We start from the raw sequence: 26,376 nt of genomic DNA, 5'->3' as shown, positions 1-26,376 counted from the left end.
AAAATTTTTAAAGATGAAGAAGTTAATATATATACTTGGAGGGATTCTTTCTTTTCTGCAGCTCGGCTGTGATAATGCAGACGATTTACTGAATCAGTATGTGAAGGATGGGCCTATAGTCTATGCCGCACGTATTGCTGATATCAACGTGAAGTCTGGATTTAATAAGGTAGGGGTGGTCGTGGTGCCTGCAGAGGACGTAAATAAATCATTCTTTATGCTACGCTGGAATACCGCCGCCGGTTTGCGCGATTCACTGAAAGTTGATTATAGCGAGAGCAATTTTAATAAAAAGTTCGGCGGCTACTATACAACGCTGCAAATGCCCGACATTGAAGGCAATGTTCTGATTGAAGCATGGAATGTAGATACCTTTGGTAATAAATCATTAATGACGAATAAAGGTGGCTATGTTTATGGAGCTAATTATATCAACACCCTATTGCCATCAGTGGTCCGCTTTACACAAAACAACCTAGTCATTAACTTTGATAACAGAGTTGGCGCGGTAGATAATTTAGTAAGCTATGAGCAGACTAACGGACAATTCACTAAAGAAGTGGTTGTCGTTAAAACACTAACGATGGTCAACGCAAAAAAAGGTGGTTTAGTTAGAAGCAAAACCAGATACCTAATCAATGCAAATGATATTGACACCCTGATGACGCCCAATTATTTGGAAACAATAATTCCATAAAATAAGAGTATCCTTTGAAAAGGGATATCATAGAAGGTTCCTTATTCTTCCTTGTCGTTGGCAAGGAAGAATAATTGTTTCTTAACATTTGCCAATTTAAATCAGAAAACCTAAAACGTAGTGTATAGTATGAAAAGACTTTTAATAACTTTCTCCATGTTCCTATTTGTGTTCGTTTCGTCGGGACAAGTTGTTCTTCAGGAGAATAGTAAAAAAAACGACATCCAGAAAGCAATAAAAACCTGGAAAAGCTTAGAGAAAACAACAGCCTTCGATCTAAGTCCTCAGCGAATCGACCTGCTAAAAACCATAGAACAATATTCTGATAGTTTTCCGCCTGAGGAATTCAAGGCCTACTTGGAGATGTCCGAAGAAGATGCAATGGCTATGGAGCGAAAGGTTCCTATTCTATATGCTTATAGAAAAAGCTTTGACAAGGTTCTAAATGAGGTGAAAAATAATCGGGTAAAAAATGGAACCGCGCAAGTGTGGCTACTTTATAATATGGGATTTATCGTAAAGACACCCTCAGCTTGTTTCGGTATTGATGTAGATCATCGATTGGCTTCTCAATTTGCGCCATATCTTGACTTTCTTTATATCACACACAACCACGGTGATCATGCAAATGTTAAGTTGATGGAGGCCATGACCAAGCTCGGTAAACCTGTTATTTCTAACTTTTATAAACCAGGCTCTGCCTATCATTCTTTGGTGCCAACGAGCTATCAAATTGGCAATATCACTATCCGTACAGATATGGACGATCACCTCGCTAACCCTAAGTTTCCAAAGTTTATATCTATGGCTCGAATTGACTGTGGAGCAGACGCTGGCTCATTCTCTTTGTTACATTGTGGAGATGCAGGGTTCACACCAGCAAATTTTACAAAAATCCAAGGCCCCGTAAATTTGTTAGTGATGCGCTGGGGTGAACCACGAGAGAATAATTTATTAGGAACGGGTGAAGGACAGGTGCAACCCGAATATGCGGTATTAACGCATTTAATCGAGCTTAGGCATAAGCCGTACCCTCATGGACAGGCGTCAATTACAAAAACAATGGAGCATTTGCCTGCTGTAAAATGTGATAAAACAATGATTCCTTTTTGGGGTGAACGGCTCACTTGGAAGGATGGAATGTTAAAATAATGGAATAACAAATTTGGACATATTTAGTTAACAAAAAAATAACGATATTAGGTAACCTTGCTAGGTTTGTTATAGCTACTTTTACGCTCATTGTGAAACAGTTCAACCAAAAATCTACCTTAGATAGCCAATATCTTGAAAAGTTGCAACTCGGAGACGAGCTGGGGCTTCGTTATTTTATGAGCCAATACGCTGAGCAATTATTTGTATTCGCAAATAGGATTACCAAGAACCGCGAAGTAGCTGAAGAAATTGTATCCGAATCTTTTTGCAAACTTTGGTTTAATCGAGCGAATGCATCCAGCGTTCAAGCTACGAAGTCCTTTCTATTTCTTATCACTCGAAATGCATGTTACGATCATGTTGGTTCTGCATTTTGCAAGACAGTGGACCTTGGTGAAGAGCTGTTGTGGGATAAAATTGAGAATAGGTCCGATGTACTAACAGATATCATTTATTCAGAACTCATTGAACAAATTATGTTAGAACTGGATAAGCTACCAAAAAATCAAGCAGAAGTATTCCGGATGACTTATTTTGAAGGAATGGATACCAATGAAATCTGTAGCACATTGGGCACAACAGCGAATAATATATACTTTGCTCGTTCGAAAGCAATGACAGCTTTAAAACTAGTCTTCAAAAAGAAAGATATCAGTCTGTACGGCATAATTACCCTAATAAGTACATTTTGGGGATAGGCGAAAATGTCTATCCTCGCTAGGGTGAATGCCCTCAAAAATAGCCTTTTAATCTTTTCTACTCGTTTCTTTTATACATTCTTTCATAGTATCATTTTATACCACAATTATTGCTGTTACAAACGCATAGTTTTTTAAAAAATAATCGAAAACGTTTGAGGTTTAATAAAGTAGCCGAAAACGCTATTTTTTCGAAAAAAATAAAGTCGTATTTTAAAGATCTACAGTATTCGTAAAAACATATTTTTTATATTCGGTTACGTAACCAATCGGTTGATTTGGCATAAGTAGTGGGAGAACTGCTCATCAAATCGACTTATAAACACTAATCTACCGAATAAAATATGAAACCCAATTATGTCATGTTGGCGTTGTTGTTATTCTCATTAATGGGATGTTCCGTAGCACATATTAATTCCAGCGATGATGCTGCTCGAAAAATCATAAATATCATAGACAGCAGCTTTCAAAACGCAATATTGCAGTATAAATTATTAAAATCTAAGCTCCCCAAAAATCGTTTCCCAAAATCATATGAAGCTGATGGAAAAGGATTAGTTACGAGTTCGGCGAGAGACTGGACAAGTGGTTTCTATCCTGGGTCGTTATTATATCTGTATGAAGCGTCTAGTGATCAAGAAATATTTGATGAAGCAAAAGTAAAATTGCAGTTATTGGACACGCAAAAATTCAACAAACGTACGCATGATTTAGGCTTCATGATGTACTGTAGCTTTGGAAATGCTTACAGACTAACGAAGGATGTAAAGTATAAAGAAGTGCTCCTGGAATCTGCAAAATCACTCGCTAGCCGCTACAGTCCAAAGGTAAAGAGTATTCAATCCTGGGATAGGATCAAATCATTTGTGACAGATGATTATTGGGATTTCCCTGTCATCATCGACAATATGATGAATTTGGAACTCCTCTTTTTCGCATCGACGGTTACTGGAGACAATAAATACAAAGATATCGCTATCAAGCATGCCGAAACGGCCATGAAAAACCACGTCCGACCCGACTACAGTGCTTATCATGTTGTTGTATATAATCCTGAAAATGGGGAAGTCCTTGACAAGCAGACTTATCAAGGATTTGCTCATAACTCCGCCTGGTCTCGCGGACAAGGGTGGGGAATCTATGGTTTCACGATGGTTTATCGAGAAAGTAAGGACAAGCGGTTTTTAAAAGTCGCTCAAGGAATGGCTGATTATTTTCTAAATCATGATAGACTTCCGGAAGACAAAATTCCATATTGGGATTTCAATGCTGGACAGGAGGGCTTTCCTTCGAGCTGGAAATATGATGCGTCAAAATATCCGGTCATCCCCCGCGACGCCTCAGCAGCAGCGGTAGTGGCTTCCGCTTTAATTGAGTTAGCACAATACGTAAAGAAGGACAAGTCCGTCGAATATCTCAGGGCTGCGGAAACTATAATCAAAGCACTCTCCACCCCAACCTACACGGCCTCGCTTGGAGAGAATGCTGGGTTCATTTTAAAACATAGCGTTGGTAATCTAACGAAGGACCGAGAAGTGGATGTGCCATTGTCTTATGCAGATTATTATTACTTAGAAGCTATCTCACGTTATAAGAAACTGAAGGTCGATAAATTAAACTAACAATAAGATGGAACATGTCCTAGGTATACTTATTCTACGCGGCCTAATTAATCATAACGGAACCGCTCAGGAATTCCTCGTTTTAGGATGACCTCCCCATGATGATTTCTGGAAGGCTCCTAATAAAGATAGGACACAAAGAGCAGCAATTAAGGGAGGGCAGGTATTTATCGATAAAGCTATAGCAAATTAAAAACTAAACTTCAACAATATGGAATACAAGCACGTTGTAAATAGAATAATGCTCATGATCGCACTGTTCATTCCTTCTTTTTTGTACTTACAGGCACAATCCGTTTCAGACTCGTCGACAATCATGATTCAACGTAACCTCAGGTACGCCGATGCACCCCTAGGAATCGGACAAGATACTTCGTCAGATCGATTGCTGGATCTTTACCTTCCGCATACAAAGCCCATGGAAAGCCTTCCAATTTTGGTTTTTATTCATGGCGGCGGTTTTTCCGGAGGAGACAAAGGTGCGAAAGGCAATGTGGCGCTGTGTAAAGAGATTGCAGCGAAAGGATACGCGGTCGTCTCTATAAATTACTACCTCCATTTAAAGCAAAATAAGATTCAAGGTGCATCTGCAGGGGCCAATATGAAGGACGGACTTCCCAAAGATGGGAAGTTCCATACCGGTTTGGAAACAGCCGTCAAAATGGCCTCTGCAGATACAGAATTGGCCCTGCAATGGATAAAGAATCATGCAGAAAATTATGCTTTGGATACGAATAGACTTGCCATATCAGGAGGTTCTGCTGGTGCAATGACTGCGCTTTATACGACCTATCGTTCAAAGCAGAAAATATTGCCGATACGCTGTGTCGTTAATTTTTGGGGTGGACTGGCAAGTACCGATGATATCCGAGCGAGCGCAGCTCCGCTGCTAACGTTTCACGGAGAACAGGATGATCTTATTAATGTCGCTTATGCTTATGCACTGCACAAAAAAATGAATGAACTGAATATCCAACAATCCGAAATACATATCCTCAAAAATATGGGACATGCCATTTACAACTATATAACCAAAAACGAAATCAATACCATAGATAAATTTTTAACCTCAAACATGCCCGCGTATGAATAATAACTTAAGAAACATGAAATAAAAAACGAACAAAAGCTAACACCTATTAAATCTAAACACATGATACAAAAACGAATAATGCGGCCTCCTCAAATGTCGCATAAACTGCAGCGAGTCTTACTCTATTGTATTGGGATTCTATGCTTGATTCCGATAAATGCGTACTGCCAAAACAACACAAATGTCGCCATAGAGGATGGGACTTGGTGTTGGTATGCAGACCCAAGGGCGGTTTATCATAAAGGGAAAAAAGAGAAGATATATTTCGGATATATCAACAGCAAAGGAGATGTGCGTATTTCTTCCCGTGAACTACCCAGCGCTAAAACAGAGACCTTCATCCTGCACGATAAGCTACAAGTAGATGATCATAATGTGCCGTCCATCTTATTTCTGCCAGATGGCAAGATTCTGACGTTCTACACCGAACATAATGGCAAATTCTTTCTCCGCAAAAGCAAGTATGCCGAAGATATAAGTGCCTGGGAAGAAGAACGTGAATTGAACTTTGGCCTCAACAATGAGCTTATTACCTATTCACATCCAGTAATGTTATCTCATGAGCACAATAGAATATATGTGTTCTTTAGAAGTCGAAATAAACGAGATCCAGCAAATCCGAAATACACCAATTGGAAGCAACACTATGTCTACAGTGATGATTTAGGAAAAACCTGGACCGATGCCAAACCTTTTTTGGATAGCAAAGGATCGTACGACAGAATCCCTTATCTCAAAGTTGTTTCCGATCATAAGTCCAAAATACATTTCCTATTTACCAACGGGCATCCTAAGTTGGATACTGCTTCTGTGTTCCACATGTACCTTGAGAAGGATAAATTCTATCAAACCGATGGAAGCTTTATTACAGCGATGGATGGTCGCCCGGTAGATATTTCAAAAGTGCATAAACTATATGACGCGAATCAGCATCAGGTCAAATCCTGGATCTGGGATATCGCTCTGGACAAGCAAGGGTTCCCCGTCGTCACCTATGCGCGCTATCCAACTATTAATGACCACATCTACCATTACGCCGCATGGGACGGAAAAGCTTGGAAAGATACTAAGCTGATAAACTCCGGAAAGCAGATTACTAGCCCGGAAAAGGATGGAAAAATTCTTGAAGAATATTATTCCGGAGGCGTAGTGCTTGATCACAATGATCCCTCCCGAGTTTTCCTCGCTCGACAGGTCGGCAAGCTGTTCGAAATTGAAGAATGGAGATTAAACAAAGGCAAATGGGAGACATCCGCATTAACCAGCAAATCCAAATCAAGTAATGTGCGACCTTATGTCGTGGATCAATATTCGGGAAACAAACCCTTTGTAATGTGGATGAACGGTAGATATGATCACTATACCAGATACCTCACCAATCTAATGATCAACAGATAAGGTTATGAAAAAGACAGGTGAATTTTTAAGAAAATATATCATTTTCCTAGCCATCCTATGCTCAGTTGCCAAGGCCCAAGCGCAATCGAAAGATCAAGCGCAATTAACCCCGTTCACAGGTCTGGATTATGTCCGCGTAACGCTAAGAGATGCTTTTATACAGTCGCCAAAGCATACGTTTAAGGTTACTATTAAAGGGATAAAAGATAAGCATACGCTTTGGGAAGGAAAGATAAGTCTTGATCAAGTCGATCCAAATAATAAACATGTAAGAATTTTTACAATTGACGGTCTAAAGCCCAAACTTTGGTCACCCACTGATCCCCATTTATACGAACTGACGCTCGAACAATTCGATAAGGACAAGCTCGTTGCTTCTGCCAGGGAACGGCTCGGATTCCGATTTTTTGAATCGAAAGAGGGGAATTTATTCCTAAACGGAAAGTTGATCTTTCTTCGAGGATTTGCGGTCAATCCACCAAATCGGGGTATCCCTTCGCATGTGGAACGAAGTCGGAGATTCGCAGAAGAATACGTCAGTTTTATGAAGCGTTTAAATGTTAATATCATCCGCATCCCGGATGATGAAACCTGGTATGACGTATGCGACGAATTAGGGATGATGGTATTCGGTGGCAACTATGCTGGTTCAGCAGCAAAAGGAGCCAACGTAGAGCATTTTCAGCAAGTAGGGGATGAAACAGATGGCGGATTTCCCGCAGACTATGACCGTGCTGTAGCCTGGTATAAGTATCAGAAATTGGGACCTATTGCACACCACCCTTCATTGATGATTTATGCGATGACCAACGAAACACCTTTTGTTGGAAAAAGAGCCATAGAATGGGAGAAGTTCTTAACTTATAGCTATGAAAAGTTACGCGAATGGGATGAAACCCGGGCATATATTGCCAATGCCGGTTATGGCTATGGGAAAGCCGGAGATATCTGTGATCTACATCGTTATTGGGGTTGGTATTACGCTTCCCCATTTACCTACATTCATACGCGCGATAATGAGAAAATCATTCCTTTTCCAAAAAAACAGCAGCCGATTACTTTTACAGAAACAATCGGAAACTATACTGGACCTGACGGTCGTTATAATCTAACGCCAGCGCATAAAAATCCAGGTTCCCAACTGAATTGGACAGGGCATGAACGTCAAGACTTGCAGGCCCAGCTGGCAAGCGAACATCAAATCTTTACGATCAAAAATGCTGTAGAAATATTTAGGCGCTTACGCAGTATTAATCCTGAACTGAGCGGAATTTTCCCATTCACAGTTTTATTTTATAATTGGGACAACATCAAGGAATTTGCTGATATGAATCCCAAGCCGGCCGCACAGCAAGTCATGCTTTCTTTTCAGCCGGTCTTATTGAGTTGGGAATGTTGGACAACACAAGTTTATGCAGGTTCAACCATCCAACCGATCGCCCATGTAGTCAATGATCAGAACAATGGCGAAGATTTAAAAAAGGTTACTCTAATTTATCATCTCGTCGATAAAATTGGTCGTAAGCTGGTGGGAGATACCCTACAGTTTTCAAATATTCCTTACTATAAGGCTGTAAAAAAGCAAGTAAGTCTAAGAATTCCGGATAATTTGAGTACGGGTGATTACACATTAGAAGGAAGCATCTATTCCGACGGTAAAGAGCGGAGTAAGAACAGTCAAAAACTTTTTATTGCAGATCAATTTTATACAAGATCTGGCGGAAGCGTTGGCAAGGTAATTTCACTTTATGATCCTTCTGGAAGTTCTGCTAAAGCATTTCAGAAATTGGGCGTTCTCTATAAGACTGTTTCCAATTTCAATAAATTAGAGCAAAACCAAGCGCTCGTGATCGGTGAGAATGCTGCAGATGAGATGGTAAAGACGAGCAGTGCACGAATAAAACGTTTTATACAGGAAGGGGGGAGAGTACTTAGCTTGCGACAAGATTCACTTCATCTCCCTTACCTGAACAGCATTTTGGAGAAACCCTATAGGAGTGCTATACCCGATATTGACGATCCTGCATACCCATCGCCAGTCCGTCCCTCTCATAATGGATACTACGTAAATGCCGAAAGGTCGGACCATCCGGTTACCAGAGATATTCAACGTAAAAATTTTCAAGTGTGGTCGGACTATACCAACTGGAATGAAGACAAGGCTGGATTTCCGGCAATTTATCCAGTAACCGACGGATTTATGCCGGTTCATAAAGAAGCATTGGAAAGCATCGCTATCCTATGCAACTACGGCCCGGGTTTGGAAGGAACAGTGCTCGCCGAGCAGTTTATCGGACAAGGAAGTGTACTCCTGGGCGGATTCGATTTAGTTCGGAGGACCGGATTAGACCCCGTGGCAGACCGATTACTATTAAACCTCCTCGCGTACAACAGTTCAGACCAAGAGCATGAACTACACCCACTGATCAGCAATACGATTATTTGGGGCGATTATGAAACCGAAAAAGGTATACTAACAGGAATTAACAGTGGTTTCATGATCAACTCGACACCTCGTATTCCCGAGGGAACCAAAAACCAAATTACGGTGACAGAAAAAGGCGATCAATTTGCTCCCGGCGTCCGTGTTGCATTTGCTACGAGACCCGGTGTGCAGTATGTTGCCAATGGAAGACGCCCTTTCGGACCCTATTATTTGAGAGGTTTCGGCGCGATGCCGGAAATTCTGAATAAGGAATCGTCTGAGGGAATTGGTTTCTTCTGGTGCAGAGTACTTCCGGGGGTCAATCTGTCGGTCAGCAAAGTTTGGAATCCGAGTGATAAGCCGCTTATCATCCATAAGCAAGTTAATGCTGCAACCGTACAACTTGAAATTCCTCCCCACAGTACCAAAGAGGTCAACTGTCCAATCAATGCACAGTCGCTAAAAGTGAGTTTTCGTGGAGATCGCAGATTAGTGGTGCTGGAAACGGCATTTATTCATACGGAGATAAGACCATAACGCTTATCGCAGCAAGAATCAAAAAACTGTGAATGCTCTTCGAAATCGAAATACAGGGAGCACAAAAATAACCGAGGTCGCCAACCAACCTATACCTAGGGAGGGTTCGCGGAATATGATCTAACTAGTTTAATAACAATTATTGCCAATTAATAAACCCTATAATTATGACAAAGGCAGGTAAAATCAAACATCAAAGAACAAGGTGGCACTGTGTGTTTTTCTTGTTCATCAATCTCTTTTTTGTCTTGAACAGCTATGCTCAGAACAAAACCATCCAAGGAACCGTTATCGACCTTAAGAGCAGAGAGCCGATATCAGGGGTCTCGGTAACCATCAAGGGTACAACGAAATCGACGAATACGAATAATAGAGGCATGTTCTCCTTGTCGAATGTCCCGCAGAACGCCATTTTAGTATTCACGTTTGTTGGAAGAGAAAGACAGGAGATTCCTGTCCAAGGGAAGACAGATCTGCAAGTTGAGCTGCAAGAGCTGGCAAGCACACTAAATGAAGTTGTCGTTATCGGATATGGAACTCAAGAGAAAAGGGACGTAACGGGTGCAATCACTTCCATATCAGCCGAAGACATGGAGACCAATCCCGGTGCAAATATTAACTCTGCACTTCAGGGTAAAATTCCAGGGATGCAGATCGTCACAACTTCCGGCGAGCCCGGCGCAGGATCGAATATTAAAATCCGCGGAGCATCCTCCATCAATGGGGCAAGCGACCCCCTATATATCATCGATGGAGTTCCGGTAGAATCAGGAAATATAAGTTCGATCGACGATGATGCGACGTTCAGCCCACTGGCGAATCTAAACCCAAATGATATTGAGTCTATTGAGGTACTGAAGGATGCTGCATCGGGTGCAATATATGGATCGAGGGCAGCGAATGGTGTCGTGATTATCACAACGAAAGGCGGAAATAAATTCGGACAAATGCGACCGAAAATAACGCTGGGGCATACCTCTAGCTTTGTCGCCAATTCTCGAAAACTCGATGTTATGAACGGAGAACAATTTCGAACAGCATATGCAGAATCGCGTGCTAACAATGGACAGCCGGCAACACAACCCTGGGTTTTAAACCCATACCACCCTTACTACAATCAGACAACAGATTGGCAGGACGTTATATTTAGAACTGCCTACCAAACCCGTAACGACCTAAGTTTACAAGGAAGTTCCGATAACTTCACATACGGCATATCGCTGGGTTATAGAAATTTACAGCCGGTTGTCGTTGCAACCGGATACGAACAGCTCAACGGGAGAGCGAATTTCTCGTATAAATTGTCGAAAAAGATTACTGGAGGAACGAATATATCCTATACTGACGTTGATTATCAGCGTATTCTATCCACAGGAAGTAACAACTATAGTGCTTTGCGGGCGGCAGTATTGACAAATCCCGTCTTTGCACCCTACGATCCCTTAACTGGCGAAATGACCAGTTGGCTCGGACAACGGGAAATGAGAAACCCCTTGGCGATGGCTGAAAAAATTCCAATCAGCTTTGCGCAAAGAACATTAACGCTCAATCAATTCGTGTCTGCAGAATTAATGAAGGGGCTCATCGCGCGCGCGAGCCTGTATACCAATATCTCGAGGGTGAAGCAATCCAGCTTTCAGGGCGAGGAATTCGACTCAGCATCTCCACGACGATCCTATGGTAAGTTCAGCCAAACTGAGGGCAACAAGTTCGTCAATGAAAATACATTGTCGTATAACAAGAATTTAAAAAAACATAAGATCGGCGCTGTGTTGGGGATGTCGATCGAACGTGATTTCTCAGAGTCGATTCGTTTGAACGGCGAAGGTTACATCGACCCGAAGATTAATCCTATCCAAAGTGCATCAAAGTTTACCACCGTATCTCGCACCGAAGGGGAGCGAATTATGTTGTCTTTCTTTGGTCGTGCGAATTATAGCTACGCGGGTCGATACCTGGCGTCTTTCACTCTTCGAAGTGATGGATCCTCGCGATTTGGTAAAGATAATCGATTCGGATACTTTCCTTCTGCATCAATCGGATGGCGTTTTTCCGATGAGAAATTCTTCGACTTTGCCAAACCTGTACTTAACGACGCCAAAATTAGAGCCAGTGTCGGTGTTACAGGAAACCAAAGCATTTCCAATTATGCATGGCAAGGGGGCTACTCCGCCGCAGCAAGTAGATATGATGGCAATGTCATCATCAATCATAATGATCTCAGCAACGCCAATCTCGGCTGGGAAACCACAACGCAATGGAACGCTGGCTTGGACTTGAGTTTCTTCAAAGGCAGGCTGTCCTTCGTCGGAGACGTCTATCTCAAGGAAAGCAAGGATTTGCTTTTCGACTTTCCGATTAATTACTATACAGGCTTCTCCTCCGTAGCAACCAATTTCGGAAGCATCGAAAATAAAGGTGTCGAATTGCTAGTGGAGTCCATCAATCTAAATAAAAAAGTACGCTGGGAAACCAGCCTGAACTTTTCATTCAACAAAAATAAGATTACCGAATTGCCGCGTGCTGAAGATGTGATCATCGGAGGCTTTTCGCTGGGACGCGTTGGTGAGCCAATCGGTATTTTCTATGCACATCAAGCCTTAGGAGTTTATGCGACTGATGAAAGCAATGTATACAGGGCGCCCGATGGCACAGAACGTAAATACCTCAAAGGAGCCGCCACGGGAGAACCATTCAAAGGTGGCGATATGATCTGGCTTGACGTAGACGGCAATGGTATAATTGACGATGCCGATCGCCTGATTATCGGAGATCCAAATCCAAAGTTTATTGGGGGGTTCACCAACAGACTCGCCTACAAAGGCATCTCCTTGAACTTTTCGCTTTATTGGTCCTACGGCAATAAGGTGATGAATGAATTGAGACGAATGCGAAATCGGATGTTCTATACCGGAAATTTAGGTCAAGATGCATTAAGCCGCTGGAGAGAACAAGGTGATGTGACGAATTTCCCGATGGTCCGCTATGGTGATTCGATGGAAAATTTCAGACCCTCAACCTTCAATTTGGAAGATGGTTCATTCATTCGATTGAAGGAAGTGGTATTAGGCTATACATTGCCTACGAAATTATTCCAGGGCTCATTTGTCCGTTCTGTGAGCGCCTATGTATCGGGTACAAATTTGCTGACTTGGAGTAAGTATACAGGATTTGACCCTGAAGTAAATACCTCGACCAACCCATTGGTGCAGGGGGTAGACAATGGGGCGTTCCCAAAGAGCCGCTCTTATAATTTTGGAATCAATGTGCAGTTCTAACTTTAAATGTTAAGAAGATGAAAAGAATTATTTTATACATCGTATTAAGCGTCCATATACTGACTTCCTCTTGCAGTATGTTGGACCTGGAACCGACCACTTCTTGGACCGGTGAAAATTTCCCGAAAGAGGAAGCCCACCTAAACGCATTATTGAATGCAGGATACGAAAGGCTGCAGGCTGCATTGCAACTCAACTTCCTGTTCTATGGAGAGATGCGCGCAGACGTCTTTTACAACAATGCATTCAATGTCAATGTCGACAAAGTCATTAGCAACCGACTTGAATATAGTATGAATATTGCCAATTGGTCCAATTTCTACCTCATTGTTAAACAAGCAAATGTCTTGCTGAAATTTACCCCCGAATTATTAGCTGATCAAAAAATTACACAAGATGTCGCTGATAATCTCATGGGGCAAGCTTATGCCTTACGTGCCTACGCATATTTTTATATGGTGCGCATCTGGGGCGACGTGCCTTTGGTAATTGAACCCTACTTGACCAATGAGGATCTCGATGAAAAACGTCGCGAACCTGTAGCGAATGTTTTTAAACAGATTCATGCCGATCTGGAGGAAGCTAGCCGATTGATCCCGAGTTCTTCAACGGTACGAACCAAAATGACAAAAACCGCGGTATTAGCAATCGATGCGCATGCTTATGCATGGGAGCATAATTATCAGAAGGTGATCGAACGCACTGAGCAAATTGTCAACAATGGAAGTTATAGTCTTGCGGCTTTGTATAGTCCGGCGATCAGTGTCAATGATAAAGATTTTAAAGCAAGAGTGCAGGCGACAGAATACGCTGAAATATTTAACAAAGGCCAATCCAAAGAGTCAATCTTTGAGCTCGCCTTTAGCATAGGTGATGGTGATGACAACCAATATTTATCCAGTTATCTTTCCAGTAATTTCCCGTACTTACGCCCCAATCCTAAATATGCAGATAGCTTTGACGACGCGGATTGGCGCGCAGTGATTATACATGAAAGAGCATCTTCCGGATTATACAAAACAACCAAGTTTACTATTGGATTTAGTTATACCGTCGACACCCGAAATATTGTGTTGATGCGACTGGCCGATATCTATCTGTTGCGCGCAGAAGCCTTCGCAAATTTAGGCGATTCGGATGATGATAGGAAAAAGGCAATGGCGCTGGTCAATAAAATACGAGCACGCGCAGGTGGTCCCGATTTCGAAATACCTGAAGCAGATTATTTGAACCGAGAACTATATCCAACAGATTACTTTAAAAAACTCATTCTCGAGGAACGGAAGTTTGAATTATCCTATGAAGGACACCGATGGTTCGATCTTGTACGCTGTGGAAAAGCCATAGAGGTGCTGAAGGAAAATGTAGGTATTGACCTCAACCCTTTAGCAATCCTTTGGCCTGTACATATTGAAGAGATTCGAAGAGGTAACGGAATTGAGCAAAATGAATATTATAAATAACGCTTAAAAAGTGATAATCATGAAAATATTTAAGCCAATAATTTTAATATTGATCATAGGGCTGACTTTAGGTTGTAAGGACTTGATAAGAGACTATGAGTTGGATACCAACCCCGATCAATTGAGCAACATTAAGCTGTTGGATTATATCGAACAGGGAAAAGACAGCACCTTAACCTTATATGCGGAGGCCATCCGATACGCCGGTTTAACAGATGAGATTGCTGCGGGAAGCCGAACCCGCGTCGTGCCAACAAATAATGCTATTAGGGCGGTCTTGAGTAAAGCTGGAGTAGCTAAGATAAGCGACCTTTCCGTCAATGTCGTCCGCGATTTATTTAGCTACCTTTATATGGATGGAGCTTTCCGTTCCATCGACTTAACCATCGATCAAACCATTGAAGGGGCGACAGGGTCGGGTAATATCTTATACCTTTCTCGCGTAGCGACGAGTGCAGACAAGTATCGTATGCTAGTGAACAATTCAACACTCTTAGCCACCGAGCCAATTGAAGTGATTCGGCAGGATTACTTGTTCATGGATGGTGTGGCACATGTCGTAGATCTGTTTCCTATTTCACAGAAAAAAGTAAAACCAACAGACTCGATTCCTGATAATGTAGACTATAGCTTAGCTAAGAAAGATACCATTTGGGTAAAGGAAGATTCGCATACTTATTTTGCCAATAAAACAGCAAACTATGACGCTTCCATCAACCAGCTGGTTTCCAGGACTGGGCAATTGCGTCAGACCTTATTTAAGTTTGATCTGCCTCCCATTGCTTATCTGGATGAGCTTACGTCAGCGAAATTGAATTTCTTTGTGAATCTAATCAATGGATCAAATTTTATCCCTAATTGTGGCATTTTTGCAGTCAATAATGAGTGGCAGGCGAAAACCGTAAATTGGAATAACATGCCGGCCTTTGGAGCACAAGTTAGCAATGGAAACTTAGTCTTAGATTGGAACGGAATAGATATAACAGGATTTATACAGAAAGTCTACAGTGCGAAGGAAAAACAGCTTTCTTTAGGGCTGCAATTGCTCAACGGATCAAATGTGACATCCTCATCCGTTCAAATTAGAAATATAGAGGCTAATAAGGGTGGTTTTAAGGCCTTCATTAGTTTGATGGGCGGTATGCCGACTGCGTTGAAATTGGTTGGAATAAAGCCTTTGCAACTTGCTGGAAAAACCGCTGCGCCTTTGACGAAAGAACATATCTCATTTGCGGCGGATGGAGGACAATATCAGTATTCAGACAATAATATTATCTATTCGTTGCATGTGCTTCCTGCAAATGGAACCTTGACAAAATATGGTTTACCGATGCAGCTGTATACTCGGTTTACCCAACAGGAGCTTGCCAGTGGAGCAATTAAGTATGTGCGGAATCAGGAAGGCAACGATCAGATACAGTTAAAGGTATTCGATTATATCGGTGGAGTATATCCCGAAATAGCAAGCATCCCGGTGATGTAATGTAAAAAGTAGGAGGTTTTTGTACAGAAATATTGGAAGAGACCCTCAGTTTCGGAAAGCTCTAGCATTTGCTAGGGCTTTTTTGCTAATGAAAATTCCTCCCCTTATGAAAAGCCTCTTCGCTATGCTGATCTTCTGTTAAATCCTTCAGCAGACCCGTAACATCAAAGCAACGTTGAGCAATCACATGAATCACATCACCTTCTTTCTGTACCTTTCCATACACCATAAAAAGCTTTGCTCGCAACACCTCTCGTCTATATTTTTCAAAGACAGTACCCCAAATAACCAAGTTGGCAAATCCGGTTTCATCCTCAATCGTCACAAAGAGTACCCCTTTTGCTGTGCCGGGCCGCTGTCGTACCGTAATCAGGCCACAGACCCTGACAGGCATATCATTCTTTACCTCAGACAGCTTAGCCGTTGGGACTACATGCAGCAAATCCAACTTCCTACGTAAAAAACTAACAGGATGTGCCTTGATGGATAAGGACGTAGAAGCGTAGTCCTGCACGACATGTTCGCTCGGGCTCATCAAAGGCAATTCAATTTGTCCTTCCTGTGTGCTTTCCGAGGCCTGTCCCTCGAATAGCGCAATAGGGGTATCGGCAAGTGCCGAGATCTCCCATAAGGCTTGCCGACGATCCAGACCTAAGGAGCCAAAAGCATCCGCATCCGCCAGCCGTTCCAATACTGCTGCTGTAAGCCCCGCGTCAATTAAACTGTTGATCGACTGATAAGGCTTTATCCGGCCGGCAAGCAAGCGCTCCGCATCCTCTGCTTGTAAACCCTTAACCTGGCGCAATCCCAATCGGATTGCATGCCATTTACTCCCAGTTTCGCCTTCCAAGGTATTGTCCCAGGAGGACAGGTTAACATCAATGGGAAGAATCTGGATGCCATGCTTCTGCGCATCAATAATAATCTGTGCGGGCTGATAAAATCCCATAGGCTGGCTGTTCAGTAGAGACGCTGCGAAAATATCCGGATAATGGCATTTGATCCAGGAGGATACATACACCAACAAAGCAAAGGAGGCAGCATGGCTTTCCGGAAAACCATAACTTCCGAAACCCTCCAGCTGTCGGAATACCCGTTCAGCAAACTCCTGCGTATATCCACGGCTGACCATGCCATCAATCATCTTCGTGTGGAAAGCAGATACTTTGCCCTTCGCTTTAAAGGTTGCCATACTGCGACGGAGCTCATCCGCTTCCGCTGGCGTAAATCCCGCTGCGACAATAGCGATCTCCATCGCCTGTTCCTGAAATAGAGGAACGCCCTTTGTCCTTTCTAATACGCCCCGCAGCTCCTCCTTCGGATATTCCTCCGGCTCCTCACCATTTCTACGACGCAGGTAGGGATGAACCATATCCCCCTGTATAGGTCCCGGACGAACAATAGCAACCTCAATAACTAAGTCATAGAACCGTCGCGGCCGCAATCGAGGAAGCATAGACATCTGCGCACGGCTCTCAATCTGAAAGACTCCCAAGGTATCGGCTTTACAGATCATATCATATACTTTGGGGTCGTCCTGCTCGATATTGGCGAGCGTAAAATCCTCCCCATAATGTTGCTTCGCTAAATCAAATGCCTTGCGTACGCAGGTCAGCATACCCAGAGCAAGCACATCCACCTTTAGGAATCCCAAGGCCTCCAGATCGTCCTTGTTCCATTCCAAATTGGTCCGCCCTTCCATCCGCGCATTGATCAACGGGCAAAGCTCATGCAGATTCCCCTGCGTAATCACAAAACCGCCCGTATGTTGCCCCAATTGTCGAGGGAAACCCATATACTGATAAGCAAGTGCCAAGACCTTTTGCAGATTCGGATCCTCCGGATTAAATCCCTGTTCAATTAAGCGTTCCTGATCCACATGGTTATCCCAATAGCTGCTGATGACCCCCGACAAGCGGCCTACGGCATCCAATGATAAGCCCATCGCTTTTGCAACATCCCGTAATGCGCCCTTCGAACGAACTTGGGTAACCGTCGCGACGATAGCCGCACGATTGCGCCCATACTTCTCGTAAATATATTGTATGACCTCCTCGCGGCGCTCATGCTCAAAATCAACATCAATATCGGGTGGCTCATCCCGCGCATCCGACATAAAACGGGCAAACAGCAGTTTGATCTTCGAGGGGTCAACCGAGGTAATGCCTAAGCAAAAACAAACCGTCGAGTTTGCCGCCGAACCGCGACCCTGACAAAGAATCCCTCGCTCACGCGCAAAACGAACATAGTCATGCACCGTTAGAAAATAAGAAGCATAATTCTTGCGCTCAATAAATTCCAGCTCCATATGTATGGTGTCGAGGATATGCTTTGGGATATCCTCTCCAAATTTAGCCCTTGCGCCCTCCCAGGTTAAACGAACGAGCTCTTCCTGAGGCGTCCGTCCGTCAGGGGCCAACTCCGCCGGATAGACGTATTCCAGGCTGTCTAGCGAAAAGCGACAAGCCTCAGCAATTTCCTCCGTATGGGCAATAGCCTCCGGATACTGCCGAAATAAACGTTCCATCTCTTCAGCAGGCTTTAAATAACGCTCCGCATTCGCATGCAGCTTAAAACCGGCATTGTGAATTGTGCATTTCTCCCGTATGCAGGTCAAGACATCCTGTAGCTCCCGTCGCTCAGGACTATGATAATAGACATCGCCCAAGGCAACCAGTTTGATTTTCAGTTCTTTCGCCAATTGATGCAGGCGGAAAATCATCTTAGCATCATCTCCTCGATACAGTTTATTGATGCCGAGATAAAGATCTGAGCCTAAATTATCCCGATAATCGCGAATATCCTGCATGTAGGTCAGGTCCAAACAGAAAGCTGCATCCAGCTTCTCCGGCGGTAATACCACAAACTTGAGCCCTTCGGCATGTTCATACACATCTTTTCTATACAGATGACATTGTCCTTTCTCGGCGCGCAGGTTCCCCACGCTCAATAAGGTCGATAGCCGCCCATAAGACGCTCGATCGGTAGGGTAAGCGAGCAGACTAGGACCATCCAATAAATCTAAACGACAGGAGGGAATCAGACGGATGCCATGTTTCTTGGCTGCAACATGTGCACGAACAATGCCCGCAAAAGTATTACGATCATTGATTGCAAGAGCTTGATAGCCCAAAAGCGCAGCCTGCTCCATCAGTTCATCCGGATGGGAGGCGCCGCGCAGAAAGCTGAAATTGCTGGTCACTTGTAATTCTATATAACCCATCGCTATGCAAAAAATCCATGTATAAACCACTCATCCGACTCCTTATTCCCATAATGCCCCGAACGGTACAGCCAATATCGCTGCCCCTGATCATCTTCTACCGCATAGTAATCCCGGTGCTCCCCCGGGTCGATCCACCATTCTCTTTCAATGCGTTCTGGTCCATCTGCCTTTCGAACGGGATGGCGGACACCTTTGTACTGAAAAACCATAGGCGGATAATCGGGGATAGGAGCTGTAACATGGATGCGCTCAGGGCGGGCCAACAGCCGAGTCGGACGTGGCCGATCCAAAGGCCAGTCGAAGCCCGCCTTTTCTGTGATGGAAGAAACTTGACGCATGGAGCGCTCCGGCCAATAATGCTGATCAGGGAAGTAGCGAAAGATCTCGCAAGCAGCATCCCGATTCTTCAAGCGATCCAGCAACTCCGTCAAATTGCTATCCTCCAGCCCCGTGCGGGTATCCCATAAAATCTCCTGATTCGCCTCTGCATCTTCTACCTTATGGGCTTGTAAAATAAAGAGCTCAATTCCTAAGGCAGGCTCAATCTGCGAGATCTTCAACGCAAATAATTTGAAAAGATGCGGTATATGGGCGGTCGAACGGCTGGTGCCGATGCTGATCTGCTCCACTTTGCCATCCAGACGATGCCCGATCAAGCTGGCTTCCCGAATGCCCTTCCCTTCGTTGGCCAAGCGCCCACAAAGAGCCTCCAGCAGTTTCTCGATAGCAATCTCAATTCCCTTGTCGGTATTGATAGGTTCTAAGCAGGGAAGCCGCTCCTCATAGGGCGCAACAGGTTTTAGGGGAAGGATAAATTCGTCCTCAGAACCTATGGCTTGCGCTAATCGTAAAACCGTATGATCGCCGAAGCGCCGCCGAAGCACCGAACGAGGCATCCCCGCAAAGCTTTTGATTTTTTTTAAACCCAAACGATACATGCGTTCTACGATGGGCACCTCCAGGCGTAGCGCCATAGGAGGGAGGTTCAATAGCGCCTCCAGTTGGGTATTGCTGTCAACAATACAGTTGCTCTTCCCATAGCGGGTTACGGCCCAGGCCGCTCCTATGCTGTCGGCGATAGCCATGCGCGCCTGATAACCATATTGTGCAAAGCGCGAAATAATATGTTGCAGGTATTTTTCTTCGCCGCCCCAAAGGTGCGCACAGCCGCTGATATCTAGGATAAGTCCATCAGGCTCATCTAAGGCAACAATAGGGGTGAAGCGAATGCACCAAAGACCGATAGCTTTCAGTAATTTCTCCTGAAGACCGATACGCTCATCCAGCACCTCCAACGAAGGGAGAAAGGCTTTCGCATCAGCCACGACCATCCCTTGTACCACGGCATGCTTCTCTGCGGCAGCATTAGCCGCACTGATCAACATACGCCCATGCACCGGATGGGCAAACACAAAAGGAGTATCTCGCAAAGCGGGGCGACGCTTGCTTTGCCAATCTGTCGTCAGATAGGGGAACCAGATGGAAGCATACCTTTTTTTCATGATACATTAACCTGTCTGCTGAGTTTTGCCGGATAAAATAGATGTATTCGATTTTTGAAAAACAGGACGTAGACCTAGGTGGGAAAATTCCATTTCCCAACGCCCGGGATTACCATTTCGAACCTTCAGCAATTCTACATCCCAACGCGGAAAACCGATGCCCGGCAAACCCTCCTCGGCAGCGCTCGCCAAAGGCTTAATCTGCCAACGGGCTGTGCAAGCAGTCGCCGCCAAACTGCGCGGATTATGACGTAAAATAAAACCCACACCTTGCGTTTTTTCTGCAGCAAGCTGTAATCTACGGGTCTGTGTATAATCCAGTTGATGAACCTCCGCAATAACCCCCGCAATGCCCGGGCATTTTAATGCCTCCTCCATCGCCCAAAGCACATCTTTCTCCTTCTGCATGCAGATAAAAACAACACGCTCAGGTTCAACACCAAAGCTTTTTATCGAAATAGGAAATAAAGATTTAAAGCTGCTGATCCACAGACAGACACCTTTGCTCTTCATCAGCTTCCCCAGCAAAACACTCATGAAACCACAAGAACTAGCCCCCTCTTCGCGACCGCTACTAATAAATTCATGAATGCTGCCCTTAGGAAAAAGGCCATTGGGAAAAGCCTCCTCAATAGGTCCTAAACCAAGACGCTCCTCTTGGCTATCCCGAGGTTTTACCCCCTGCCAAAGCAACATATCGTTCTTTAACTGACTGATTAACGCTTCTCTGTTTTTTAACATCATACCTCCTTATTCAAGGCTTTCAAAACAAAATTAATACTAAAATATTTAGCAAACAAGCAATGTTTAAAACTAAATTTATTAGTAAAAATAAGACGGATAAGAAGAGTAGTAATTATCCATACATCGAAATATTCTGTGAAATATGCATTGGATTGTATAGTTGGAAAGTATTGTAGAACTGTATGCGAGAAATATATTGTAGAACTCTAATGTGGACTGTATTATTGAAGTCCTTTCGCTAAAGGGTTCCAGATAGCAAGTCTTTCCGCAGGAGAATAGTATATCTTTCCACATCAGAACAGCACGTCTTCTCACAATAAAATAGGCTACCTTTCGACGATTGATCAATGTATCTTCGCACAAAATAGGCAGTCTTCCAACAGTAGAAAGAAACATTTTACCACAAAGCAATAGACAGTCAGCCTACGAAAAATAAAATGCCATCCAAAACCTATAACATTCTCGAAACTAAGCTCTTAATTCGCTGTAATAAATTAAATAAAGAGTGTAAACTATTGCTAATATTATAATTGTTTGTATTATTTTCTATACAAAACAGAAACTATATTAATTATGAGGATATAATCGCGCCTTTATTAATATATTCGCAAAGACTTTATTGAAAAGATAAATAAAAACAATAAACCAAATTAAAAACAAATGAAAGCCCAATTTAAATTATCCATTATTGCCTTGTTGCTCGCTTTAAACGTGCAGGCTCAACAAAAGAAAGTCGATCATACTTTCCATGACAATCAAGCATACTTCGACTTAATGGAAAAAGAAGCAGCCGCAAACATTGGCAATGGCAAATTCTTGACACCGCAAGACGCCGTTGCACAATTGAAAGCCAATGCGAATAAAAGAGTAAAAGTACAATCCGTAAAACCAGCAACAAAGGAACTGAGTGCCGAAGCGATCGCTGAGCGCGCTTTAGAATCAACCGTGGTCGTAAGTGAAGCATACTTATGTGGTAAATGTGATAAAACACATGTGAATGCTGCTTCAGGCTATGTAATCGATGAAGACGGTTTAATCGTAACGAATCATCACGTGGTAGAAGCGTATGCAGATACGGCAGGGAACAAATTGTTGCTACAGATTATGACCGCGAACGGGAAAGTCTACCCTGTGATGGAGGTGCTGACCAATTCAAAAGAAAATGACTTAGCCATCCTACGTGTGGATACAAAAGGAGATAAATTGAAACCATTTGGATTAGGAAATACCGCAAAATTAGGCGCTGATGTGTTTGTATTAAGCAATCCAAACAATATGTTGTTCTACTTCTCAAAAGGTATCGTTGCTAGAAACTACATGAAGAGCGATCGTTCAGGCAATAGCACAAAATACCCCGAAATGGAAATCACAGCAGACTATGCCGCCGGATCCAGTGGTGCACCTGTCGTTGATAATAAAGGAAACCTGATCGGAACTGTATCAACAACATCTTCCATCTATTACAACCCACACCAACAAAGAGATTTACAGATGGTCGTAAAAGGCACAAAACCAGTGATTACTTTGAAAGAATTAATCAACTAAATTCAAAAAAAATTCATCATAAAGGAGGTCCTCGAGACCTCTTTTTTTTGCGCAAGCGTTAGATTTTAGATGTCAGATTTTAGAAATTAGATTTGGTGCTGTCTTAAACCCTTCCTTTCCTGGTTCAGGAATAGTTTTTAGTACTTAGTATTTAATAGTTAGACCTATGGCGAAATATCCTTTCCATCTTTATATCTCTCTTTTCAAGGATACACATTGCCTAAAATCTAATTGTCTAACATCTAATCCCGACATAGGTCTAACTACTAACTACTAAATACTAACTACTAAACACTAACTACAACATAAACCCAATTCAAACCCCTTTCATACCCAATGTATAACCGTATCAGACCCGCTCTGAAAGGGCTATTCATTGGGAGTGAAAGGGCTGATGATAAAAGCAGACTTCAAGCGGCATAGTGTTTGATTATTTTTTCTCATCACACACACATAAATCACACACTATGAAAAAATTAATCTATGCTTTTTTTTTGCTGTCTATTACCCTAGTTTCCTGTAGCAAGGAAGATTCGAATGAAATTGAAATCGTCAATTTGGTTGATACCAAATGGGAAGGGAAGGGGACATTCGGGGGGCTTCCAGAACCGGTTAAAATTACCCTTGCATTTGAGGCTGGTGGAAAAATCCAAGGATATTATCAGCCCAACAACTGGACCGGAACCTATACGTTTGATACGAAAACCAATAAGGGGGTAATCGTTGAGGATGGAGACTTTAAAATGCCGTTTGAAGTCAGTGGCTCTACTCTAAAATTTGAGATTGAACCAAAGAACTGGGTCACCTTAAAAAAACTATAAAAAAGTTTTCCAGTTTCCAATGAGAGAGTATTAGGCCCAAGTTACTTGATGGGCATTGGGAGCAGGCACGTTCCGAAAAAATAGGACATCTTAGGATTGATCATTCGAAGGATAGCTTTTTTGTAAATCCGCGATTCGTCAGAAGCTCGAAACTTTAACAAAAAATCGTATCTTAAGTTCAATCAAAAAATCAATCCTAAAATGATCCTGAACAATGTACTCTTAACTTGTTTCACCTCTCTATTTCTTTATCCTGCAAGCAATACGCCTGCTAGTTTAACGTTGAGAAATCCAGAAGTCGTTTGCAATGAACTGTTAGGTGATTCGCTCGAAAAAGATAAGCGAGCAATTGCAGAAATGCTGAAAAGCAAAACCCCTATTACCTGGCTATTTACGGGAAATAGTATCACTCAAGGGGCAAAACATACGCATGGTATGCGTACCTACTCCGAAATATTTTTTGAACGCGTGCGGTATGAGATGGGGCGATCGCGCGATTTGATCATTAATACTGCTGTGAGCGGAAATACAACCAAAAATATTCTAGACGATTTTGATTGGCGAGTCGCGCATAGTAAGCCACAGGTCGTTTTTCTAATGATCGGCACGAACGACGCGGCGAAAGACAAGGCCATTTCTGTAGAGCAGTATGGAGAAAATCTAGGGAATTTGATTCGAAAAATACGTGCAATTGCTGCTATTCCGGTATTGCTCAGTCCAACAGCGATTCTTGAATCGCATGCGCCAGAGCGCGCCAATTTAAAAGATTACGTTGCTGAAATGAAGGCCCTTGTTGCTAAGGAGCAGGTTATTTTCGTCGATCAATGGGAAATTTGGAATGGCGAATTAAAAAGAAAGTATAGCCATCAATGGTCAAAGAAACTATTGAACGATCCACTGCATCCAAATGGGCAAGGCCATAAAGAGATGGCGATTTCCTTATTTAAAGCACTATCGATATTTGATCCCAAACAACCGACCTGCGGTGGAGCCTATTATGAAGGTTATCATTAACCTAAAACGCAGCTCCCCCGGAGGGGGAGCGTTGTAAAGCAATAGTCAATTTTCCATAGGTAAATGGAAAGCTAACTTGAAAAAACAATTATAAATTGAAACCTATATAGAAAAAGCTTTTCTAACTTTTCTGTATCGTTTAATTGTTTCTTACGCAGCGTACAGGAAGCCTGTAGCTTGTTGAAAGATGCGTCACCCAGGCTTTTCGGCATGAAGCTTCGATCTCTAAGATGTAGGCTGCGCAACTGGATTTTTGAGTGCTCGACCAAATTTTTCCATAACCCGTACATGTTGCGTTGCAGTAATATCCGGACATGATTCCATGCTCCATCAAGTACATATAACGATTTGTTGTACGTTCGTCGGGGTAAGCGACGAAATTAGAACCGCTCGACAAATAAGTACCTGCCATTTTGCTGATTTCAGCATATGTAGGTAGTCGCCAGTTGCCTTCCGGATAAACCTTTGCGCAAGGATCGCCGCTTCCTGTTCGTCCTCTAGGTGTTGTTGACTTCCAGTTCCAATAGAAATCGCAGTCATAATAGCCAAGATACTTTTGCTCAGAACGGAAGCGGTAGCTGCCGTCAGAATGAATATACAGGTATCCTGGAGACCATTTTATGCCGCGCACAAGATAATAACCGCCTGTAACCATCAGTCTTGCTCTCAACGTCTTAAAGGAGGCAGGATTTACAAATTCAAAATTTACGAGCTGTGGGACGCCTGCGTTGGTTAATCCTGAACGTATTTCTCCCGTCTCATCGAGCTTCACCTGAATCTCGGAAAAGATAACGCCCATGTTTGTCAATCTTTCAGGTTCGATCGTATAGTATGATGTGTATTTTGTTTTTCCGTCTACATCGGTATGAAACGTCAGGTCACTGATATTGCTGCTTTGTACATCTTCGAATTTCCCCGTTTTTAAGTTTAATGTAGCGTTTTTGATGTAGTCTGTCTTGTCAAATTTAGCCTTCACCGATACGACAGTTCCATACATTTGTGTGGAATTTAATTCTACAACAACCTGTGCCTGTAAGTACTTAAATTGAATGTCAATCGACGCTTGGCCTCCCTCTACTTCGATCTCACCACTAGCATACAAAAGCGGTCTGTCGATCAGTGATTCTATTTTTGGATTATCCAAGTCGCTGGGTACTTCTAACTCACTGTCGTCGTTGTAGGTATAAGCTATCCAATTAAAAGTGTTATGGCTAGGTAGTTCCACTTTAGCCATCTCATCAGCATTCATCATCATCGATTTATAGAATAGACCGCTATCCTTATAATAGATCATCATGCGATATTTTGCGCCCTTTGCAGCATTTGTAGACGCCTTTAGTCCTCCCGCCGAAGAGCGGATGGTTGAACTGATAAGTTTGGGTTGATTCGGGGTAATTCCTTCCTCAACACTTGACTCTGCAGTCACCTGCATCGGAACGTCGTCGTTCTTATCACTTTGAACTTCCATCTGATAAGATTTTATCTTAGGAAGTGTTGTCGATGCTTGAATCCTCGCTTTATCGACTACTTTAATTAATACGGTCGTGTTTCCGTCCGTATCTGCTGCCGATTCACTTTTCTCGCAACCTTGAATAAAGACTGATCCTGCGATCAGGCTGGCAACCATGCATTTTTTAATGAAATTCAATTTCCTCATTTTTTTTTGTTCTCAATT

General features: G+C 42.9%; 17 protein-coding genes. 13 read left to right on the top strand and 4 right to left on the bottom strand.

The features are described from left to right. The first annotated feature begins 13 nt into the window (after nt 1–13). The 10 genes from QYC40_RS11970 (at nt 14) to QYC40_RS11925 (ending at nt 15,849) form a co-directional block, all read left to right on the top strand. The gene (locus QYC40_RS11970; RefSeq protein ID WP_301990476.1) at nt 14–697 is read left to right on the top strand and encodes a DUF4998 domain-containing protein; all 684 of its coding nucleotides are present in this window, start codon (nt 14–16) and stop codon (nt 695–697) included. Between the two features lie 129 nt (nt 698–826). Further along, complete coding sequence (locus QYC40_RS11965) at nt 827–1,849, top strand: hypothetical protein (RefSeq protein ID WP_301990475.1); 1,023 nt, start codon at nt 827–829, stop codon at nt 1,847–1,849. A 92-nt stretch (nt 1,850–1,941) separates the two neighbouring features. Beyond that, nucleotides 1,942–2,550: an RNA polymerase sigma factor gene (locus tag QYC40_RS11960; protein WP_301990474.1), complete on the top strand. Its 609-nt coding sequence runs from the start codon at nt 1,942–1,944 to the stop codon at nt 2,548–2,550. Between the two features lie 344 nt (nt 2,551–2,894). After that, the gene (locus QYC40_RS11955; RefSeq protein WP_301990473.1) at nt 2,895–4,172 is read left to right on the top strand and encodes a glycoside hydrolase family 88 protein; all 1,278 of its coding nucleotides are present in this window, start codon (nt 2,895–2,897) and stop codon (nt 4,170–4,172) included. Between the two features lie 211 nt (nt 4,173–4,383). Continuing rightward, nucleotides 4,384–5,265, top strand: coding sequence for an alpha/beta hydrolase (locus QYC40_RS11950; RefSeq protein ID WP_301990472.1), 882 nt, complete (start codon nt 4,384–4,386; stop codon nt 5,263–5,265). 93 nt (nt 5,266–5,358) lie between these two features. After that, nucleotides 5,359–6,663: a BNR-4 repeat-containing protein gene (locus QYC40_RS11945; protein WP_301990471.1), complete on the top strand. Its 1,305-nt coding sequence runs from the start codon at nt 5,359–5,361 to the stop codon at nt 6,661–6,663. Between the two features lie 4 nt (nt 6,664–6,667). Next, nucleotides 6,668–9,625, top strand: a complete 2,958-nt coding sequence (locus QYC40_RS11940; RefSeq protein ID WP_301990470.1) for a glycoside hydrolase family 2 TIM barrel-domain containing protein — start codon at nt 6,668–6,670, stop codon at nt 9,623–9,625. Nucleotides 9,626–9,792: 167 nt separating this feature from the next. Further along, entirely contained in the window at nt 9,793–12,903 is a 3,111-nt protein-coding gene (locus QYC40_RS11935) for a TonB-dependent receptor (RefSeq protein ID WP_301990469.1), read from the top strand. A gap of 17 nt (nt 12,904–12,920) precedes the next feature. Beyond that, entirely contained in the window at nt 12,921–14,366 is a 1,446-nt protein-coding gene (locus QYC40_RS11930; protein WP_301990468.1) for a RagB/SusD family nutrient uptake outer membrane protein, read from the top strand. A gap of 19 nt (nt 14,367–14,385) precedes the next feature. Then, nucleotides 14,386–15,849, top strand: a complete 1,464-nt coding sequence (locus tag QYC40_RS11925) for a DNRLRE domain-containing protein (RefSeq protein WP_301990467.1) — start codon at nt 14,386–14,388, stop codon at nt 15,847–15,849. Between the two features lie 85 nt (nt 15,850–15,934). Here QYC40_RS11925 and QYC40_RS11920 read toward each other — a convergent pair whose 3' ends face one another. From QYC40_RS11920 to QYC40_RS11910, 3 genes are read right to left on the bottom strand one after another with little or no spacing between them, the layout of a single operon-like run. Continuing rightward, nucleotides 15,935–19,072, bottom strand: a complete 3,138-nt coding sequence (locus QYC40_RS11920) for an error-prone DNA polymerase (RefSeq protein WP_301990466.1) — start codon at nt 19,070–19,072, stop codon at nt 15,935–15,937. A 2-nt stretch (nt 19,073–19,074) separates the two neighbouring features. Beyond that, on the bottom strand, nt 19,075–20,577 hold the full coding sequence (locus tag QYC40_RS11915; protein ID WP_301990465.1) for a DNA polymerase Y family protein: 1,503 nt from the start codon (nt 20,575–20,577) through the stop codon (nt 19,075–19,077). 6 nt (nt 20,578–20,583) lie between these two features. Next, nucleotides 20,584–21,321: an ImuA family protein gene (locus QYC40_RS11910; protein ID WP_301990464.1), complete on the bottom strand. Its 738-nt coding sequence runs from the start codon at nt 21,319–21,321 to the stop codon at nt 20,584–20,586. Between the two features lie 660 nt (nt 21,322–21,981). On the opposite strand from QYC40_RS11910, the gene QYC40_RS11905 reads away from it, so the two are divergent. The 3 genes from QYC40_RS11905 (at nt 21,982) to QYC40_RS11895 (ending at nt 24,701) form a co-directional block, all read left to right on the top strand. Continuing rightward, a complete protein-coding gene (locus QYC40_RS11905) occupies nt 21,982–22,866 on the top strand; it encodes a serine protease (protein ID WP_301990463.1) in 885 nt (294 codons plus the stop codon). Between the two features lie 467 nt (nt 22,867–23,333). Then, the gene (locus QYC40_RS11900; RefSeq protein ID WP_301990462.1) at nt 23,334–23,687 is read left to right on the top strand and encodes a hypothetical protein; all 354 of its coding nucleotides are present in this window, start codon (nt 23,334–23,336) and stop codon (nt 23,685–23,687) included. 201 nt (nt 23,688–23,888) lie between these two features. After that, complete coding sequence (locus tag QYC40_RS11895) at nt 23,889–24,701, top strand: SGNH/GDSL hydrolase family protein (RefSeq protein ID WP_301990461.1); 813 nt, start codon at nt 23,889–23,891, stop codon at nt 24,699–24,701. Between the two features lie 139 nt (nt 24,702–24,840). On the opposite strand, the gene QYC40_RS11890 is transcribed toward QYC40_RS11895, so the two are convergent. Then, a complete protein-coding gene (locus QYC40_RS11890) occupies nt 24,841–26,358 on the bottom strand; it encodes a hypothetical protein (protein WP_301990460.1) in 1,518 nt (505 codons plus the stop codon). Between the last annotated feature and the right edge of the window lie 18 nt (nt 26,359–26,376).

Origin of the sequence: Sphingobacterium sp. BN32 (assembly GCF_030503615.1) — a bacterium.
Classification (GTDB): domain Bacteria; phylum Bacteroidota; class Bacteroidia; order Sphingobacteriales; family Sphingobacteriaceae; genus Sphingobacterium.
The sequence above is the reverse complement of the archived record's forward strand: the minus strand, read 5'-3'. Positions and strand labels throughout refer to the sequence as shown.

Coding starts and splice junctions, on each gene's coding strand:
- QYC40_RS11970 (WP_301990476.1), top strand. CDS start 14: ATGAAGAAGTTAATATATATACTTGGAGGGATTCTTTCTTTTCTGCAG.
- QYC40_RS11965 (WP_301990475.1), top strand. CDS start 827: ATGAAAAGACTTTTAATAACTTTCTCCATGTTCCTATTTGTGTTCGTT.
- QYC40_RS11955 (WP_301990473.1), top strand. CDS start 2,895: ATGAAACCCAATTATGTCATGTTGGCGTTGTTGTTATTCTCATTAATG.
- QYC40_RS11950 (WP_301990472.1), top strand. CDS start 4,384: ATGGAATACAAGCACGTTGTAAATAGAATAATGCTCATGATCGCACTG.
- QYC40_RS11945 (WP_301990471.1), top strand. CDS start 5,359: ATGTCGCATAAACTGCAGCGAGTCTTACTCTATTGTATTGGGATTCTA.
- QYC40_RS11940 (WP_301990470.1), top strand. CDS start 6,668: ATGAAAAAGACAGGTGAATTTTTAAGAAAATATATCATTTTCCTAGCC.
- QYC40_RS11935 (WP_301990469.1), top strand. CDS start 9,793: ATGACAAAGGCAGGTAAAATCAAACATCAAAGAACAAGGTGGCACTGT.
- QYC40_RS11930 (WP_301990468.1), top strand. CDS start 12,921: ATGAAAAGAATTATTTTATACATCGTATTAAGCGTCCATATACTGACT.
- QYC40_RS11925 (WP_301990467.1), top strand. CDS start 14,386: ATGAAAATATTTAAGCCAATAATTTTAATATTGATCATAGGGCTGACT.
- QYC40_RS11920 (WP_301990466.1), bottom strand. CDS start 19,072: ATGGGTTATATAGAATTACAAGTGACCAGCAATTTCAGCTTTCTGCGC.
- QYC40_RS11915 (WP_301990465.1), bottom strand. CDS start 20,577: ATGAAAAAAAGGTATGCTTCCATCTGGTTCCCCTATCTGACGACAGAT.
- QYC40_RS11910 (WP_301990464.1), bottom strand. CDS start 21,321: ATGATGTTAAAAAACAGAGAAGCGTTAATCAGTCAGTTAAAGAACGAT.
- QYC40_RS11905 (WP_301990463.1), top strand. CDS start 21,982: ATGAAAGCCCAATTTAAATTATCCATTATTGCCTTGTTGCTCGCTTTA.
- QYC40_RS11900 (WP_301990462.1), top strand. CDS start 23,334: ATGAAAAAATTAATCTATGCTTTTTTTTTGCTGTCTATTACCCTAGTT.
- QYC40_RS11895 (WP_301990461.1), top strand. CDS start 23,889: ATGATCCTGAACAATGTACTCTTAACTTGTTTCACCTCTCTATTTCTT.
- QYC40_RS11890 (WP_301990460.1), bottom strand. CDS start 26,358: ATGAGGAAATTGAATTTCATTAAAAAATGCATGGTTGCCAGCCTGATC.